Origin of the sequence: Corynebacterium simulans, assembly GCF_001586215.1 — a bacterium.
GTDB classification, from domain to species: domain Bacteria; phylum Actinomycetota; class Actinomycetes; order Mycobacteriales; family Mycobacteriaceae; genus Corynebacterium; species Corynebacterium simulans.
In genome coordinates this window covers 931,622-947,174 of record NZ_CP014634.1, presented here as the reverse complement: position 1 = coordinate 947,174, position 15,553 = coordinate 931,622, and the positions used below count along the sequence as shown (strand labels likewise).

Annotated in this window: 14 protein-coding genes; 13 read left to right on the top strand and 1 reads right to left on the bottom strand. The window is 59.6% G+C overall.

All coding sequences use genetic code 11. From position 1 onward, the window contains the following. The first annotated feature begins 117 nt into the window (after window positions 1-117). From eccCa to WM42_RS04355, 10 genes are all read left to right on the top strand, one after another. Window positions 118-3,858, top strand: coding sequence for a type VII secretion protein EccCa (gene eccCa, locus WM42_RS04400; RefSeq protein WP_082787633.1), 3,741 nt, complete (start codon window positions 118-120; stop codon window positions 3,856-3,858). Beyond that, a complete protein-coding gene (locus tag WM42_RS04395) occupies window positions 3,855-4,985 on the top strand; it encodes a type VII secretion-associated protein (RefSeq protein ID WP_062035846.1) in 1,131 nt (376 codons plus the stop codon). Before eccCa ends, WM42_RS04395 begins: the two co-directional genes overlap by 4 nt. A 119-nt stretch (window positions 4,986-5,104) precedes the next feature. Beyond that, window positions 5,105-5,422 (top strand): WXG100 family type VII secretion target, encoded by a 318-nt coding sequence (locus tag WM42_RS04390; protein WP_061920581.1) that lies wholly within the window; start codon window positions 5,105-5,107, stop codon window positions 5,420-5,422. Between the two features lie 46 nt (window positions 5,423-5,468). Then, the gene (locus tag WM42_RS04385) at window positions 5,469-5,756 is read left to right on the top strand and encodes a WXG100 family type VII secretion target (RefSeq protein ID WP_061920583.1); all 288 of its coding nucleotides are present in this window, start codon (window positions 5,469-5,471) and stop codon (window positions 5,754-5,756) included. 325 nt (window positions 5,757-6,081) lie between these two features. Further along, complete coding sequence (gene rplM, locus WM42_RS04380; protein WP_034656527.1) at window positions 6,082-6,525, top strand: 50S ribosomal protein L13; 444 nt, start codon at window positions 6,082-6,084, stop codon at window positions 6,523-6,525. Next, window positions 6,525-7,067 carry a 30S ribosomal protein S9 gene (gene rpsI, locus WM42_RS04375; RefSeq protein WP_061920585.1) on the top strand — a complete coding sequence of 181 codons (543 nt, stop codon included), beginning with the start codon at window positions 6,525-6,527 and terminating at the stop codon, window positions 7,065-7,067. Before rplM ends, rpsI begins: the two co-directional genes overlap by 1 nt. Window positions 7,068-7,193: 126 nt before the next feature. Continuing rightward, complete coding sequence (glmM, locus tag WM42_RS04370; RefSeq protein WP_062035843.1) at window positions 7,194-8,537, top strand: phosphoglucosamine mutase; 1,344 nt, start codon at window positions 7,194-7,196, stop codon at window positions 8,535-8,537. 147 nt (window positions 8,538-8,684) lie between these two features. Next, window positions 8,685-9,008, top strand: coding sequence for a hypothetical protein (locus tag WM42_RS04365; protein WP_062035840.1), 324 nt, complete (start codon window positions 8,685-8,687; stop codon window positions 9,006-9,008). Further along, window positions 9,005-10,651 (top strand): hypothetical protein, encoded by a 1,647-nt coding sequence (locus WM42_RS04360; RefSeq protein ID WP_062035837.1) that lies wholly within the window; start codon window positions 9,005-9,007, stop codon window positions 10,649-10,651. Before WM42_RS04365 ends, WM42_RS04360 begins: the two co-directional genes overlap by 4 nt. After that, window positions 10,651-10,914: a hypothetical protein gene (locus WM42_RS04355; RefSeq protein WP_062035835.1), complete on the top strand. Its 264-nt coding sequence runs from the start codon at window positions 10,651-10,653 to the stop codon at window positions 10,912-10,914. The genes WM42_RS04360 and WM42_RS04355 overlap by 1 nt, the downstream gene beginning before the upstream one ends. Window positions 10,915-10,976: 62 nt before the next feature. Here WM42_RS04355 and WM42_RS04350 read toward each other — a convergent pair whose 3' ends face one another. Next, complete coding sequence (locus WM42_RS04350) at window positions 10,977-11,804, bottom strand: dienelactone hydrolase family protein (protein ID WP_062039160.1); 828 nt, start codon at window positions 11,802-11,804, stop codon at window positions 10,977-10,979. Window positions 11,805-11,956: 152 nt separating this feature from the next. On the opposite strand from WM42_RS04350, the gene glmS reads away from it, so the two are divergent. The 3 genes from glmS (at window position 11,957) to tsaE (ending at window position 15,516) form a co-directional block, all read left to right on the top strand. Further along, complete coding sequence (glmS, locus tag WM42_RS04345; protein ID WP_062035832.1) at window positions 11,957-13,828, top strand: glutamine--fructose-6-phosphate transaminase (isomerizing); 1,872 nt, start codon at window positions 11,957-11,959, stop codon at window positions 13,826-13,828. Window positions 13,829-13,964: 136 nt separating this feature from the next. Further along, the gene (gene alr, locus WM42_RS04340) at window positions 13,965-15,059 is read left to right on the top strand and encodes an alanine racemase (protein WP_062035830.1); all 1,095 of its coding nucleotides are present in this window, start codon (window positions 13,965-13,967) and stop codon (window positions 15,057-15,059) included. Continuing rightward, window positions 15,052-15,516, top strand: coding sequence for a tRNA (adenosine(37)-N6)-threonylcarbamoyltransferase complex ATPase subunit type 1 TsaE (gene tsaE / locus WM42_RS04335; RefSeq protein WP_062035827.1), 465 nt, complete (start codon window positions 15,052-15,054; stop codon window positions 15,514-15,516). The genes alr and tsaE overlap by 8 nt, the downstream gene beginning before the upstream one ends. The last annotated feature ends 37 nt before the right edge of the window (window positions 15,517-15,553 follow it).

Genomic DNA, 15,553 nt, shown 5'->3' with positions numbered 1-15,553 from the left:
GCATTTTGGTGTCTGCGTGTTTGGCCACGAAGGCAGCTGGGGTGCTGCCTCGTGGTTTAGATAGGCAGGAAAAGCGTGTGGGCGCGGCACAAAAATCGGAGGGATTTTATTGGGGGAATGATGTCCATTCTTGGGCTTTCGCGCGAGAAAATTGTCGAACCTTTAGACAGCGCACTTCGCGAGCCGGCTCCGCCGCTTCCGCAGGCAGGCATTGATGCAGAGCCAGTTCCGGAGGCCGTACGTCCGCAGCCTATGCCGCTGCTTAGGCTGCTCATGCCGATTGTCATGGTGGCCGCAATGCTGGGCATGGTCGCTCTCATGGTGTTGGGAGCAGGGCCTAGCCGCCGCATTAGCCCGATGAGCTTGATGTTCCCGCTCATGATGCTGGCCTCTGTGTTCATGATGATAAATCCGCAGGGTGGCTCCCAGGATCCGGATGAGACGCGGCGGACTTACTTGCGGCATTTGAAAGCGCTGCGGGAGAAGGTTCTTGAGGTCTCTGCCGCGCAGCGCGCGCATGAGGAACATCGCAACCCAGCGCCGGCTCAGGTCGCGGCGTTGGTGGGAAGCTACCGGATGTGGGAGCGCAATGCCGATGCCCCGGATGCATTGGAGGTGCGGGTAGGAACTGGCCCGATGTCGTTGTGCGTGCCTATCAACGTGCCGGACTCAGGAGCTACGGAAGACCTTGACCCAGTCTGTGCGGTCAGCGTGCGCCATACGGTCAATGCTTTGCGCACGTTGGCGCAGATGCCGGTGGTCATACAGATTCAGGCTTTCAATTACCTGGGGCTTAGCGGAGAAAATGCCGCTGGGGTAGCGCGCGCTATGGTGACGCATTTGGCTGTGGCACATGGCCCGGAAACGCTGGGAATTGAGGTTTATCCGCAAGCCAGTGGGCAGTGGGAATGGGTGAAGTGGTTGCCCCATGCACGTGCACCGAAAAAGGCGCGCTTTCGTATCGTGCTTGTCGACGCCACCGCAATCCCACCGCATGAGGACCTTTGGGCAGAAGAGGAAATAACGGCCTATATCTGTGTAGGAGTGCAACGCTTTACGCCGCTTGGTCAAAGGGCCGAAGAAGACGGCATCTTCTTGGTGGCCGATGACAAGCTACAGGTAGTAACCGCCGCCGGGGAGGAAGTTCTCGGTGTGCCGGACATGGTTTCGGCGCCCGATGCTTTATTGCTTGCCCGAAACTTAGCGCGCTTTCGCAGGCCAGATTCTTATCGCGGGATTAGGACTCGCAAGCACAAAAATGACCTTCTGGATCTGGTCGGGGTGCGTGATGTGGATGAGCTTGCTACCAGCGGGATGTGGCATGGCCGCGTCGGGGAGCAGCGGCTGAAAGTGCCGATTGGCTTGGACGAGGTTGGGCAGCCGGTCTTTCTCGATTTGAAAGAATCCGCCCAGGGCGGAATGGGCCCACACGGGCTATGTATCGGCGCCACTGGCAGCGGCAAGAGCGAGCTCCTTCGAACACTCGTGACGTCTTTGGCGGCCACACATACGCCGGCCGAGTTGAACCTGGTGCTCGTGGATTTCAAGGGCGGCGCCACCTTTTTGGGCTGTGATTCGCTACCACACACCTCGGCGGTGATTACCAACCTGGAGGATGAATCCACGCTGGTAGAGCGCATGCACGATGCTATCTCCGGCGAGATGAATCGCCGCCAGGAGCTGCTGCGTGCGGCGGGTAACTTCGCCAACGTCGATGCCTTCAATGCTTCGGCGTCTGCGGTTGGAAAATTCGGTCCGTTGCCGGCGCTAGTCATCGTGGTCGACGAGTTCTCGGAGCTATTGGGGCAGCATCCTGATTTCGCGGAGCTTTTCGTCGCGGTGGGCAGGTTGGGCAGGTCTTTGCATGTGCACCTGCTTTTGGCATCACAGCGCCTGGAGGAAGGCCGATTGCGTGGGCTGGATTCGCACCTTTCTTATCGCATCGGTTTGAAAACTTTCTCCGCAGCCGAATCCCGTCAGGTACTTGGCGTCACGGATGCTTATCATCTGCCAGCCCAGCCGGGCGCGGGCTATCTCAAGACGGATGCCGATGCCCCAGTGAGCTTCCAGGCCACCTATGTATCGGGGCCGGTTGAACGCCAAATTCCCGTGGCTGTCAGTTCCTCCGAGGAAGGCGAGGCAGCTGCGCATGTCGCGCGCGGGCGAGTCAGCCTTTTCAATGGCTGGCCTGAAAATACGGATGCGGATGCAAAGCCTGCACAACCTGATACGCAGACGGTGGTGGACGATACGCAAACGCTTCTCGACGCCGTGGTCTCCGCCGCCGCCAGCGAGGCACAACGCCGTCAGCAGAAAGCACATCGCATCTGGTTGCCGCCGTTGCCTGATGTAGTGGAGCTTTCCAAGGTGGTGGGCAATACCCGCGAGCAATTGACAGAACAAGCAGGACCGCCGAACCTAGAAGCGGCGCTCGGCATCATCGATAGGCCATATCACCAGCGCCAGGATCGCCTCCTCGTAAACCTTGCAGAAAAAGGCGGCCATCTAGCCATTTGCGGCGGGCCGCAATCGGGTAAATCCATGGCGTTGCGCAGTCTAGTGAGCACCTTGGCGGTGCTGAACCTGCCTGCGCAGGTGCGCTTCTACGTCATCGATTTAGGCGGCGGGGACTTGGCTCCGTTGGAGCGTCTCCCGCATGTCGCCGGTGTGGCTGGACGTGCAGAACCCGAAAAGGTCCGCCGCATCGTGGATGAAGTAGCAGGGCATATTCGGTGTCCAAGTGAGACCCATACTTTTCTGGTCATCGATGGCTGGCACCACATTGGTACGGCTGGTGCGGAATACGAGGATTTATCCGAAGCTATTACCGGCATCGTTGCCGATGGTGCCTCAGCCAATATCCATGTGGCGGTAAGCACGAACCGTTGGACCAGCCTGCGGCCAAACGTGCGTGACCTTATTTCTCAACGATTGGAGCTGCGCCTCGGCGAGGCGATGGACTCGCTAATCGACCGAAAGGCCCAACAAAAACTGCCGAGCGCGCCGGGGCGGGGCCTTACTGGGGAAGGCGAGAACATGCTCATTGCGGTAACTGCCAATCAGGACATCGCTCACGTCGGGCGCCTGCATGCGGACTCACTTCCTGCCCCGGCTCTGAAGATGCTGCCGGATAGGCTTGATGAGGTACCCGCTCAAAATGCAGAAGCTGGTATCCCATGGGGAATTGGTGGACCGGATCTCGAGCCGCTTTATTGGAACCCAGACACGACTGCGCATGTTGTCTGCGTGGGCTCTCAAGGCTCTGGAAAATCTACCTTCCTGCGCACCCTGGTTCGTGGAATCGAGGCATTCCCGCGTGAGGAAGCCCGCTTGGTTGTTTTGGACCAGCGCCGCGCCCACCTGGGGGAGTTCAACCCTGAGATGGTCGCGGCCTACGCGGCAAACACCGCCGCCTGCCAACAAGTCATCAGCGATACCGTACGCACCCTGGAAGCCCGAATGCCCGGCGCGGAAGTGACCCCGTCCGAGTTGGCGGCCCGCTCGTGGTGGGAGGGGCCGGAGATCTATCTAGTCATTGAGGACCTTGAGCTCATAAGCGAGATCACTTTGGCGCCGCTCCTTGAACTACTTCCGCATGCCCGGGACATTGGCCTCCACCTCATCATCAGCCGCAAGTCTGGCGGAATCTCGCGCGCCTTGTTCAGCCAATTCCTCTCTGCAGTACGTGACCTGCAGCCGGCGGTATTCCTTCTCGATTCCGATCGCGAGGAGGGCACCATCTTCGGACTTAAGCCAGCGGTCCAACCAGCTGGCCGGGGCCAATGGTCCGTCCGCGGGGCGCTTATCGGCATTGCCCAATCTCTCTACACCGAACCAAACCAGGAGAATGACTCATGAATTCCATCCTGACCGGCGACAATCCCGCTACTGGTTGGACAGAAACCGAAACTCTCGTCGTTACCATTTTGGATGCTGCCACCATCTTTGAAGGCCCTGAAACCGTCTACCGTTATGATCTGCCAGGCACGGGCATCGTCGAAGGCTGGGCGTTAAACGCCGTCGTGGAACAATGCACGAAAATCTGCGGCCCGCAATGGCCGCAGGTTAACGCCGAGGTGATCGTTGATATTTCCGGTACCGCCGTATCTTTCGAAGCGGCAGAAATTCTGCGTCGCCAGCTCGCTGTAACCGGAGTATCCGTAGCTCCCAGTGAGGAAGAAGACTTTGTGAGGCCTGCCTCGCAACCCAGCCCGCTAGAGAGTGGGCCACTAGAAAATGAAGCGGTAGAAAACGCTGAATTTTCAGCCGGACAACCGGCACAAATGTTGCGAACAAATAACGGCGAAGAATCCGGTGATAACACCAGCCTTAAGCCGGAAAAACTACGCGTTAAAAAGGACGGCATTGCGAGCAAGGCGGCGCTGCCGGGCTGGTTCGATCCCTTCTACGCCTCCATCGCGGCAATCGTGCTCATTGTCGCTGTTCTTTCATGGTGGGCAGTGGGGCGAAGTACCGAGACTGCGCCAGCGGCGGAGGCGGTGCCTTCGGAAGAGGAGGCATCGCCAAGCGCTCCTGCAAAAGAAAGCATCAGCGCTAACACGGAAGATGGGGCACAGCCGGAACTCGCGCCGGGCCAAAAAGAACTCGATGTTGAGGGCATGCACGTGGTCTTGCCCCTTGGATTTCAAACGGAGATCAAGGACGGGGTCGTTACGGCAACTGGTGAAGACCCCAACCTGCGAATTCTGCTTGCAGCCGATCCCCTCTATGCAGTGCCAGCCGACATGCTCTTGAAGGAACTCCATGCCGAAATCGAGGCCGATCCCGCCCTGGGCGAGGCGCACGAAGAAGCAGGTCGGCTTTCTTACAAAGAAGACCCCGGAGACGGTTCCAAGATCGCGTGGATGACGTGGGCTGACAAGGACCACCAGCTCTCCGTGGGTTGTCATACAAGGTACGAGGCCAACGTGGTGCAAAAGGCTGCCTGCCGCATGGCCGTGGAATCGCTGGTGAAAAAGATCTAAAAAGTTTGGCGCTGTGGGAACCGCTTGCGGAAAAGGACAGTCCAATAAAGATGAGAAAGCCGCACTCGGCTTTTTCGGGGGAAATACACACCACTTGAGCCCAAAGGGAGGGGCAAGAAATGACTCAGCTGTTCAAGACTGAAGCCGATGTAATGGTGGCCACCGCTGGCCGCGTGGACACCACCAACGATGAAGTGCAGGGGGAACTGACTCGTCTCCAGGGCGTAGTGGATTCTGTACGAGCTAACTGGGACGGCCGTGCACAGGTCTCCTTCGACAACCTGATGCAGCGCTACAACACCTCGGCGCAGCAGCTGCGCGAGGCACTGACCTCGATTTCTGACAATATCCGTGACAACGCACGTCACTTCGATGACGTCGAGGCCACCAACGCGCAGGCATTCAGCAACGTCGGCGGCGCGGGCCTCGCGCTTTAAACACACATCATTGGTAAATACTGGAAAAGAAGAAAAGGAAGAAAGCATGTCTGCCATCAAGTACGAATTTGGTGCCATCGCCGGCGCTGCCGCTGATATCAACTCCACCTCCGGCCGCATCAACGGTCTGCTCGGTGACCTGAAATCCACCCTGCAGCCGATGGTTGCTACGTGGGAAGGCGAGTCGGCTGCTGCATATAACGAAGCACAGGCTAAGTGGGATAAGGCAGCGGCGGAGCTCAACACCGTGCTGGCCACCATCTCGAAGACTGTCTCGCAGGGCAACGACGCAATGAGCGACGTCAACCGCCGCGCAGCTGCAAGCTGGGGGTAAAAAGTTTTCACGCGGACAAGCGCGCAGCCGGGCCCAGAATTTCACCGTTAGAGCAGGGTTTTCAGAAGGCGAACGCAACCAGCTGCGTGTTGTAAAAAAGTTCCTTGCACTACTTTTGGCAACAGCCTTTAGTGGGGCAGGGGACTTTTGGCGTTTTAGCGGCGTTTTGGGTTTTAAGCTGCGCCCGAGTAGGGTTATAGCTCTATGTGTTCGCGCTGTTTTATAGCGCGCGTTTTCTGCAGGTCCCCACCGGCCGCTGTAGCAAAGCGTTTGGACATTCATAGCGTTGGCCGGCAGTCCTCAGACAGACTTTCAAGGAGTCATTTTGTCTACTTTCCACCCGAAGAGCGGTGACATCACCCGCAAGTGGTACGTCATCGACGCTACCGATGTGGTACTGGGCAAGCTTGCTTCCACCGTTGCAGACATGCTGCGCGGTAAGCACAAGCCACAGTTCGCACCGAACGTTGATTGCGGCGACCACATCATCATCCTGAACGCGGACAAGATCCACGTTTCCTCCAACAAGCGCGAGCGCGAGATGCGCTACCGTCACTCCGGTTACCCGGGCGGCCTGAAGTCCATGACTCTTGGTCAGTCCCTGGACACCAACCCGGTTCGCGTTATCGAAGAAGCTGTTAAGGGCATGATGCCGCACAACAAGCTTTCCGACGCCTCCATCAAGAAGCTGCACGTCTTCGTTGGTGAGGAGCACCCTTACGCCGGTCAAAAGCCGGAGACCTTCGAGTTTAAGCAGGTGGCACAGTAATGACCGAGCAGAACATCGCAAACGCTGACAACAACGTAGCCGACGCTGCCGACATCGCTGCAGCAACCACTGCGACCGAGGAGTTCACCAACACCATCGGTGATTCCATCGCTACTTCCACCGAGGCAGAGGCTGAGGCCGCTGCTCCGATCCACGAGGGCCCGATCCAGACCGTCGGTCGCCGTAAGCGCGCCGTCGCTCGTGTTCGCCTCGTTGCTGGTTCCGGCGAAATCACCGTTAACGGTCGTTCCTTCGAGAACTACTTCCCGAACAAGCTGCACCAGCAGGACATCCTCCTGCCGCTGACCCTGCTTGAGCGCGAAGGCCAGTTCGACATCAAGGTCACCGTTGCAGGTGGCGGCCCGACCGGCCAGGCAGGCGCTCTGCGTCTGGCTATCGCTCGTGCACTCAACGTCTACAACCCGGCTGACCGCGCTGCCCTCAAGAAGGCTGGCCTGCTCACCCGTGACGCACGTGCCGTCGAGCGTAAGAAGGCTGGTCTGCACAAGGCACGTCGTGCCCCGCAGTACTCCAAGCGTTAATTTTTCGCTTACGTACAGCTCAAGCCGTTGCTTCCCTTTGGGAGGCAGCGGCTTTTGCCGTTTTCGCACTCCGCAAGGCTTACCTCATGCTGTGCGGTGGTGGGGTCAACGTGCATAATTGGATCCATGACTCGACTTTTTGGAACCGACGGTGTTCGCGGTCTTGCGAACTCGAAGCTCACCCCAATCTTGGCTCTGCAGCTGGGACAAGCAGCGGCGGAAGTGCTTACCGCCAACCGTGAGTCCTACGAGCGGCGGCCCTTGGCCATCATCGGCCGCGATCCCCGCGTTTCCGGCGAGATGCTGGATGCTGCCATCGCTGCTGGTCTGGCCTCTCGTGGCGTCGACGTCGTGCGGGTGGGCGTTTTGCCCACCCCAGCTATTGCCTTCCTGACTGATGATTATGGGGCAGACCTGGGCGTGATGATTTCCGCATCCCATAACCCGATGCCGGACAATGGAATTAAGTTCTTCTCCGCGGGCGGCAAGAAGCTGCCTGACGACGTCGAGGATCAGATCCAGGCCGCCATGGAGACGCTGACCGAACATGGTCCAACGGGCACCAAGCTGGGCCGCATCATCTCCGAGGCGCCGGACGGCCGCGAGCGCTACCTGAAGCACCTAGCGGAGGTCGTTACTACCGACCTCAGCGGCATCAAGGTCGTTGTGGATACCGCAAACGGTGCCGCCTCCAAGGTCGCACCGAAGGCGTACGCGGACGCGGGTGCTGAGGTCATTGCCATCCACAACAAGCCGAACGCTTTCAACATCAACGAGGATTGCGGTTCTACTCACATCGACAAGGCCCAGGCGGCCGTCGTCGAGCATGGCGCTGACCTCGGCCTGGCACACGACGGCGACGCTGACCGCTGCCTGGCTGTCGACGCTGAGGGAAACGTCGTCGACGGTGACCAAATCATGGCCCTTCTGGCAGTGGGCATGAAGGAAGACAATGACCTGCGTTTTAACACTCTCGTTGCAACGGTGATGTCCAACCTCGGACTGAAGCTGGCCATGCAGGAGCAGGGCATTGAGGTCAAGGAGACCGCCGTCGGTGACCGCTACGTCTTGGAAGAACTCAACCGCGGCAATTACTCGCTCGGTGGTGAGCAGTCTGGTCACCTGGTGCTGCCTGATGACTGCACTACTGGTGACGGCACGCTAACCGGCCTTTCCATCATGGCTCGCATGGCTAAATCTGGTAAGTCTCTCAAAGAACTGGCGTCCGTGATGACCGTGCTGCCGCAGGTGCTCATCAACGTCCCGGTTTCTGATAAGTCCAGCATCATGGCTTCCCGGGAAGTCCAGGACGCAATCGCTGAGGCCGAGTCTGAGCTCGGCAGCACCGGCCGCGTTCTGCTGCGTCCTTCCGGCACGGAGGAGCTTTTCCGGGTGATGGTTGAAGCAGCTGAAGAAGAGCAGGCACGCAAGGTAGCAGGACGCCTTGCAGCTGTCGTTGCAGCTGTATAAGCAGCCCTTGCGCATAATTTAAAAGCCAGTCCGTGCGGTGAATTTGCCGTGGCGGGCTGGCTTTTGCAATTAGTGGGGAACCGAAGGCGGTTGTGGACAGTCCAATAAGGGCAAGAATAAATCTTGGCAGGCCAAGGAGTGCCCACAGTGACTGACGTATTTTTCGACGAGCAAGATATAGCCCAGCGCTTAAACCGCGTGATTGAGGAAAACCAAGCCCAGCGCAGCGCCCACGTGGCGGATGTTCCCGCCTTTTCCCCGGCGGCGGCAGGCCGCGACTTTGCCGGGCAAGGCGCGCGCATCCAGGCCATGTTGGAAAGGCTGCACTCGCGCGGTGTCTGGCGCTTGGATAACATCACCGCCACCGCGGAGGCTGCCCGCGCCCAGATTAAGGAATTCTCTGCCTTGGACGAGGCCAACGCGGCAAGCCTTACCCACGTGGAGCCATCCTTTGGCGGTGGGGTCCGATGAGCACCACGAAGTCTTTGTTAGGGGATTATTCGCAGGCCGTCTCCCAGTTTCAGGCCGCCAGCCAGGGCAGCTATGCAGGCCCCAGCACGCCACTAGATTTGCTGGGCGGCATGATTGGTTCCGTCGATGGAATCAAGCCACAGGAACTGGTGCGCGGTACTTCCGCCGCGATGGGCGGACGCCGGCCTGCCCGCGGTGGCGGTGGGCTGAAAGGCTTCCTAGTGGGAACGGTGCTGAGCATCGCGGGAAATGCCCTGATGGATCATCTCGGTGGAGTACAGAAGGACTTTGAGCAAGAGCGCGACGAGGCCGATGAGCTAACCGGTAAGGCGCAGCAGTGTTCCAATGCCATCGAGGACATCGTCGGTGTTTCGGATACTTCTTTGACGGAGCTGTTTTCCGCGGTGGTGCCGTTGCTCAACATCTTGACGATGATCGCCTCCAAGCACCCACTCGGCCGCTTCATCGTCCCGATTATTTCGTCTATCGGCGCCAACGTCATCGAGCAAACCAATGACATGGTGATGACCACCTGTCGCGACCGGGATTCCGCAATCGAGCAGTGCTACGACAAGTTCGAGGAGTGCTGTTCCAAGGTCTGCGAGCGCGAGCTCCCTAAGACTCCGCCCGAGCCCGCGCGCGGTTGTGAGCCACCGCTTGCCGACGCCCCCTGTCCATCCGCCCCGCCCACCGTCACCGGCCAGCCGCCTGCCGATACCACGCAGCCTGCCCAAACACCGCCGGCCGAAGTGTGCGATGCTCCAGTACCACCTTCGAAGACACCGCCTACCTGCACCACTCCCGCTGGTGCACCACCAGCTCCACCGAATCCTGCACCGAATCCTGCACCGTATCCCGTGCCGCCTACTGCGCCGCCTACAGTTCCATCTGTAGCGCCACCGGTTGCGACACCGCCGCCGCAGTCGCCGGTTTGCCCGCCTCCTGCAGCTCCTGTTGAGCAGCCTTGTACGCAGCCAGCGCAGGCGCCGGTGGCGCTCGAGCCAATCCAACCTGCACAGACGCCGTGTCCGGAGGAACAGCCGCGGCAGGTTACAGTCCAGCTGGACATCGAAGTACAGCAAGACACCGAAGTACAGCAAGACACCGAAGCCAAGCAAGAGACAGCTGAGTGCGAACAAGAGATAGTCGAGTGTGAGCAGGAAACCACACAGGTAGCCCAACAATGCCCACCGGAGCAGTCGTGCTGTGGTTGCCTCGGCGCATTGGGAGTGGGCGTTGCCATCATCGGCGTGGGATTGCTGGCTGCCGCTGCTGCTGAGTGTCTAGAGAATATGCCGATTCCAGAGGAGCCGTGCCCGGAGCCGCCGCCGGCGCCTGAACCGCCGGCACCTGAACCACCAGCGCCGGAACCATGTCCGCCGCCAGCACCAGAACCGCCGGCTCCCGAGCCGCCGCGGGATGGCGTCATTCCACCGCCGCCTGAGCTTGCGGAAGTAGAAGAGCCTACGCCGCCGCCGGAGAAGGTCGCGCACATGCAGGCAGCGGAAGCGCCAGTCCCACCGTCACCGTCGGAGCCGGCTCCAGCACCTGAACCAGCACCAGCACCGCCGCCAGCACCACCGGCTCCGGAGCCAGCACCAGAAGATAAAACAGTTCACGCACGGAAGGCAGGGCAGTGGTAATGGCAGCAGTAAATGATGAATTCGCGGAATTTGCGCGTGGCTTTAGGGAGCGGACTGCCGCCCGCCTCCTCGAATTCGAAAAGGCAATGGCTCAAGCCCAAGACCAACTCGAAAAGTCCGCTGAAAAAGCAACGGCGAGGGCGAAGATGAACACGCGGCAGGCGGCGTCGGCAAGCGAGTCGCGCCAGCACTCCGCCTTCCTAACCCACGGCAAGCGCCGCGGAAGCGGGCAAATCAAATCTGTGCTGCGGCGCAACCAATAGCGGTAAATAAAAAGCCAGCCCGCGTTGTGCGGACTGGCTAGGCGGTGCAGTGACTGCGAATATTAGCGGTGAATACCGGCCTTCTTGCGCAGTTCTTCACCAAAAATACTCTTCACGCCCTTAGCGCTTGCATCAGCTTCGGCGAAATCGTCGTACTTGGACTCACCCGCAAGCGTCGACAGCAGGAAGCCGGTTACCAAAGCGCGTGCGGTTTCAGTCGGGCCTGACTGGAACGCACCGGAACCGACGGCCAGTTTGAAGAGGCGATCCTCAGTGAAACCAGCCTGGGTGCCCTTGGCCAGCTCGCGGTAAGCCACCTCGCCGCCCCAGTTGTCAGCCAGCTGCGCAGGGTTGCCGGCGCGGAAAAGATCCTCGCGCTCGGAACCGATAATCAGGCCCGGAGCCGTGATGGACTTAGCCGCTGCATAAGACGAAGGCGCAGTATCTGCCGGGTACAGCGCCGCTACGGCGCGAACCTTTGGGTTATCAACCGCTGCCAGCGCGGCGACGCCGCCGCCCATGCCGTGGCCGACGATGCCGAGCTTGGAAGGCGATACCGCGATGTTGCCCGTGCCCAGCTTGACGCCAGCTGCAATTTGCAGTGCAGATTCGACGTCCGCAGCGAAATTGCGGTGGCTCGGGTTAATACCCGTCTCCGTATCAGGGGCAACCACCACGATGCCCCAGCTAGCCAAATGGCGCAGGGTAGCGTGGTAATTCTTAACCTTCTTCGTCCAATCGTGGGCGAAGGCCACAGCTGGCAGGCCCTTGCCCTCAGCTGGGGTATAAACCTTGCTGTTGATGCCGGCATAAGAAAGATCGCCGACGAGGACGCGGTGGGGGCCGCGCTTGGACAGAGTTCCTAGATGCTTCTTTAGATTCGCAGACACGTATTCCAGAATAGAGGAAGAAAGCACGGTGGCGGGGGATAAGCCATATTGATGGCTCAGAATGAGGGTTTTCTTTCGCGGTTGGCGGCGAAAGAAAAGCTTTAACTTTGCAGTGAAGAGGTTCCAATTCCTATGAGGTAGGATCGAGGCTTATGTGTGGAATTGTTGGATACGTAGGTCACGCATCCAGTGGCCGTGAATACTATGCCCTGGACGTTGTGCTGGAAGGCCTTCGCCGTCTTGAGTACCGAGGCTATGACTCTGCCGGCGTCGCAATGTACGTCGATGGCGAAATTAACTGGCGCAAAAAGGCCGGCAAGGTTGCTGCCCTCGAAGCAGAGATCGCTTCCCGCCCTTTGCAGGACTCTGTCCTGGGCATCGGACATACCCGTTGGGCAACTCACGGCGGCCCAACCGATCTGAACGCCCACCCGCATGTAGTTGACGGCGGCAAGCTGGCAGTTGTTCACAACGGCATCATCGAGAACTTTGCTGAGCTGAAGACCGAGCTGACCTCCAAGGGCTATAACTTCGTTTCCGAGACCGACACCGAAGTTGCTGCCACCCTGCTGGGCGATATTTTCCACAATGAAGCTGCGGGTGACCTCACCAAGGCGATGCAGCTGACCGGCAAGCGCCTGGAAGGTGCTTTTACCCTTCTGGCAATCCACTCCGAGCAGGCTGACCGCATTGTTGCCGCCCGCCGCGATTCCCCGCTGGTCATTGGCCTGGGTGAGGGCGAGAACTTCTTGGGCTCCGACGTCTCCGGCTTCATCGACTACACCAAGTCCGCCGTCGAGATGGAAAATGACCAGGTCGTTACCATCACTGCTGACGAAGTTTCCATCACCGACTACGAAGGCAACGCTGCACAGGGCAAGCCATTCGAAATCATGTGGGACGCAGCTGCCGCAGAAAAGGGCGGCTTCAACTCCTTCATGGAAAAGGAAATCCACGACCAACCAGCTGCTGTACGTGACACCCTGCTTGGCCGCTTTGACGGGAAAGGCAAGTTGACCCTGGACGAGGTTCACATCGATGAGGCGGTTTTGAAGTCCATCGATAAGATCATCGTCATCGCCTGCGGTACCGCTGCTTATGCAGGCCACGTTGCGCGTTACGCAATCGAGCACTGGTGCCGTATCCCAACCGAGGTCGAGCTGGCGCACGAGTTCCGCTACCGCGATCCGATCGTCAACGAGAAGACCTTGGTCGTCGCTTTGTCCCAGTCCGGCGAAACCATGGACACCTTGATGGCGGTGCGCCACGCCCGTCAGCAGGGTGCCAAGGTGATCGCTATCTGCAACACCCAGGGCTCTTCCATCCCTCGCGAGGCCGATGCTGCGCTGTACACCCACGCCGGCCCGGAGATCGCCGTCGCTTCCACCAAGGCCTTCTTGGCGCAGATCACCGCGACCTACCTCCTCGGCCTGTACCTAGCGCAGCTGCGCGGCAACATGTTCGCCGACGAAGTAAACGCAGTTCTGCAGGAGCTGCGCGATATGCCGGAGAAGGTCCAAGCAGTCATCGACAACGAGAAGCAGGTCACCGATCTTGCTAACTCCATGCAAAACGCCGAGTCCGTTCTCTTCTTGGGCCGCCACGTTGGCTTCCCGGTTGCGCTTGAGGGCGCGCTGAAGCTGAAGGAGATCGCATATCTGCACGCCGAGGGCTTCGCTGCCGGCGAGCTCAAGCACGGCCCAATCGCGCTCATTGAGGAGGGCCAGCCGGTCTTCGTCATCGTTCCTTCCCCGCGTGGCCGCGATTCCCTGCACTCCAAGGTCGTATCCAACATCCAGGAAATCCGTGCCCGTGGCGCAATCACCATCGTTATTGCTGAAGAAGGCGACGATGCTGTGGAGGCATATGCTAACCACGTCATCCGCATTCCGCAGTCCCCGACGCTGATGCAGCCGCTGTTGGCCACGGTTCCGCTGCAGATCTTCGCCTGTGGCGTTGCCACCGCGAAGGGCTACGACGTCGACCAGCCGCGTAACTTGGCTAAGTCCGTCACCGTCGAGTAAGAGCTCGCTTTGAATCCGGAAGTACCCCTCGTTTTATGGTGGGTGCTTCCGGATTTTGTGTTTTAACCGCATGAGAAATCCGCGCCGCGTGCTGCTGCGTTAGTCCTGCACACCAGTGCAGTGGCACAATAGACCCATGCTTCGTACCAGAATCGACCTTGACGCCATTGCCCACAATGTTTCTTTGTTAAAGAAAAAGGTGGCTCCCGCGCAGCTCATGTGCGTGGTGAAAGCGGATGCTTATGGTCACGGCGTCAAAGAAGTCGCGCCAGTGATGGCGCGTGCGGGTGCGGATGCTTTCGGTGTGGCGACTTTCGAAGAGGCCATTGAGCTGCGGCGCAGCGGAATCGATCAGCCGATTACGGCGTGGATTTGGGACTCTACGCAGGAAATCGCGGAGGCCTTGGCGTGCCGCATCCACATTGCAGTGCCCTCCTTGGTACACGCGCGCCGCTTGGTGGAATCGGAGATCCCGGCGCAGGTTTATATCAAGGTTGAAACCGGTCTGCATCGCTCCGGCGTGGAGGAAGCGAACTGGGATGCTACTTTCGCACTGCTTCGCGACGCCCCTCAGGTCGAGGTTCTAGGCCTCATGTCGCATTTTGCGTGCGCCGATGAGCCAGATAATCCCTTCAACGATGAGCAGGAAGCTAATTTTCGCCGCGCGCTGGAACGGGCCCGGGCTGCAGGCCTGGAGTGCCCAGTGAATCACTTGGCCAACTCCCCGGCTGTTTTGGACCGACCTTCTTCCCATTTCGAGATGGTCCGTCCGGGCTTGGCTTGTTATGGCCTGGAGCCGATCCCCGGCCTCGAGCACGGTTTGAAGCCGGCGATGACCTGGGCGGCGAACGTCGTCAACGTCAAGCCGATTCAGCCAGGCGAGGGCACCTGCTACAACCTCACGTGGAAAGCCGAGAAGCCGGGATTTTTGGCCACGATTCCGTGCGGATACGCCGACGGTTTGCCGCGCAACTTTCAGGGCAAGCTTAAGGTCGGTATCGGCGGCAAGCTTTACCCACAGGTGGGCCGCGTGTGCATGGACCAGATTGTCGTGGACTTGGGCGAGAACGAGTACAGCGTCGAGCAAGGCGACGAAGCCATCATCTTCGGCGAAGGTGGCCTGAGCGCCACGGATCTGGCGGAGGCCACCGGAACCATCAATTACGAAATCATCTGCCGTCCCGCCGGCCGCACCGCCCGTCACTTTGAGGGAGGAATCGGGCATGCGTAACCAGTTTCCGCAGCAGGGCCAAAAGCAGGTAGCTACTGCCGAAGCCGCCCGCGAGCTGGGAAAGGAACTGGGGGCGGCGCTTGAGGCTGGCGACCTCGTCATCCTCGACGGCCCGCTGGGCGCAGGCAAGACCACCTTCACCCAAGGCATTGCCGAAGGCATGCAGGTCAAAGGCCGCGTCACCTCGCCGACTTTCGTCATCGCCCGCGAGCATCGCTCGACCGTCGGCGGCCCGGCGCTCGTCCACGTCGACGCTTACCGCCTGCTGGACCACTCCGACGATCCCCTAGGCGAGCTCGACGCACTGGATTTGGACACCGAGCTTGACGACGCCGTCGTCGTCGCCGAGTGGGGCGGCGGCTTCATGGACCAGCTCGCGGAGGCCTTTTTGCTGATCAGCATCAACCGTGAGGCCGCAGACGATACTCGCGTGTTTACCTGGAACTGGGTAGGTTAACTGCCTTCTTGTAGGATAAGCGGGGTCAACTAACCCC

Coding starts and splice junctions, on each gene's coding strand:
- eccCa (WP_082787633.1), top strand. CDS start 118: ATGATGTCCATTCTTGGGCTTTCGCGCGAGAAAATTGTCGAACCTTTA.
- WM42_RS04395 (WP_062035846.1), top strand. CDS start 3,855: ATGAATTCCATCCTGACCGGCGACAATCCCGCTACTGGTTGGACAGAA.
- WM42_RS04390 (WP_061920581.1), top strand. CDS start 5,105: ATGACTCAGCTGTTCAAGACTGAAGCCGATGTAATGGTGGCCACCGCT.
- WM42_RS04385 (WP_061920583.1), top strand. CDS start 5,469: ATGTCTGCCATCAAGTACGAATTTGGTGCCATCGCCGGCGCTGCCGCT.
- rpsI (WP_061920585.1), top strand. CDS start 6,525: ATGACCGAGCAGAACATCGCAAACGCTGACAACAACGTAGCCGACGCT.
- glmM (WP_062035843.1), top strand. CDS start 7,194: ATGACTCGACTTTTTGGAACCGACGGTGTTCGCGGTCTTGCGAACTCG.
- WM42_RS04360 (WP_062035837.1), top strand. CDS start 9,005: ATGAGCACCACGAAGTCTTTGTTAGGGGATTATTCGCAGGCCGTCTCC.
- WM42_RS04355 (WP_062035835.1), top strand. CDS start 10,651: ATGGCAGCAGTAAATGATGAATTCGCGGAATTTGCGCGTGGCTTTAGG.
- glmS (WP_062035832.1), top strand. CDS start 11,957: ATGTGTGGAATTGTTGGATACGTAGGTCACGCATCCAGTGGCCGTGAA.
- alr (WP_062035830.1), top strand. CDS start 13,965: ATGCTTCGTACCAGAATCGACCTTGACGCCATTGCCCACAATGTTTCT.
- tsaE (WP_062035827.1), top strand. CDS start 15,052: ATGCGTAACCAGTTTCCGCAGCAGGGCCAAAAGCAGGTAGCTACTGCC.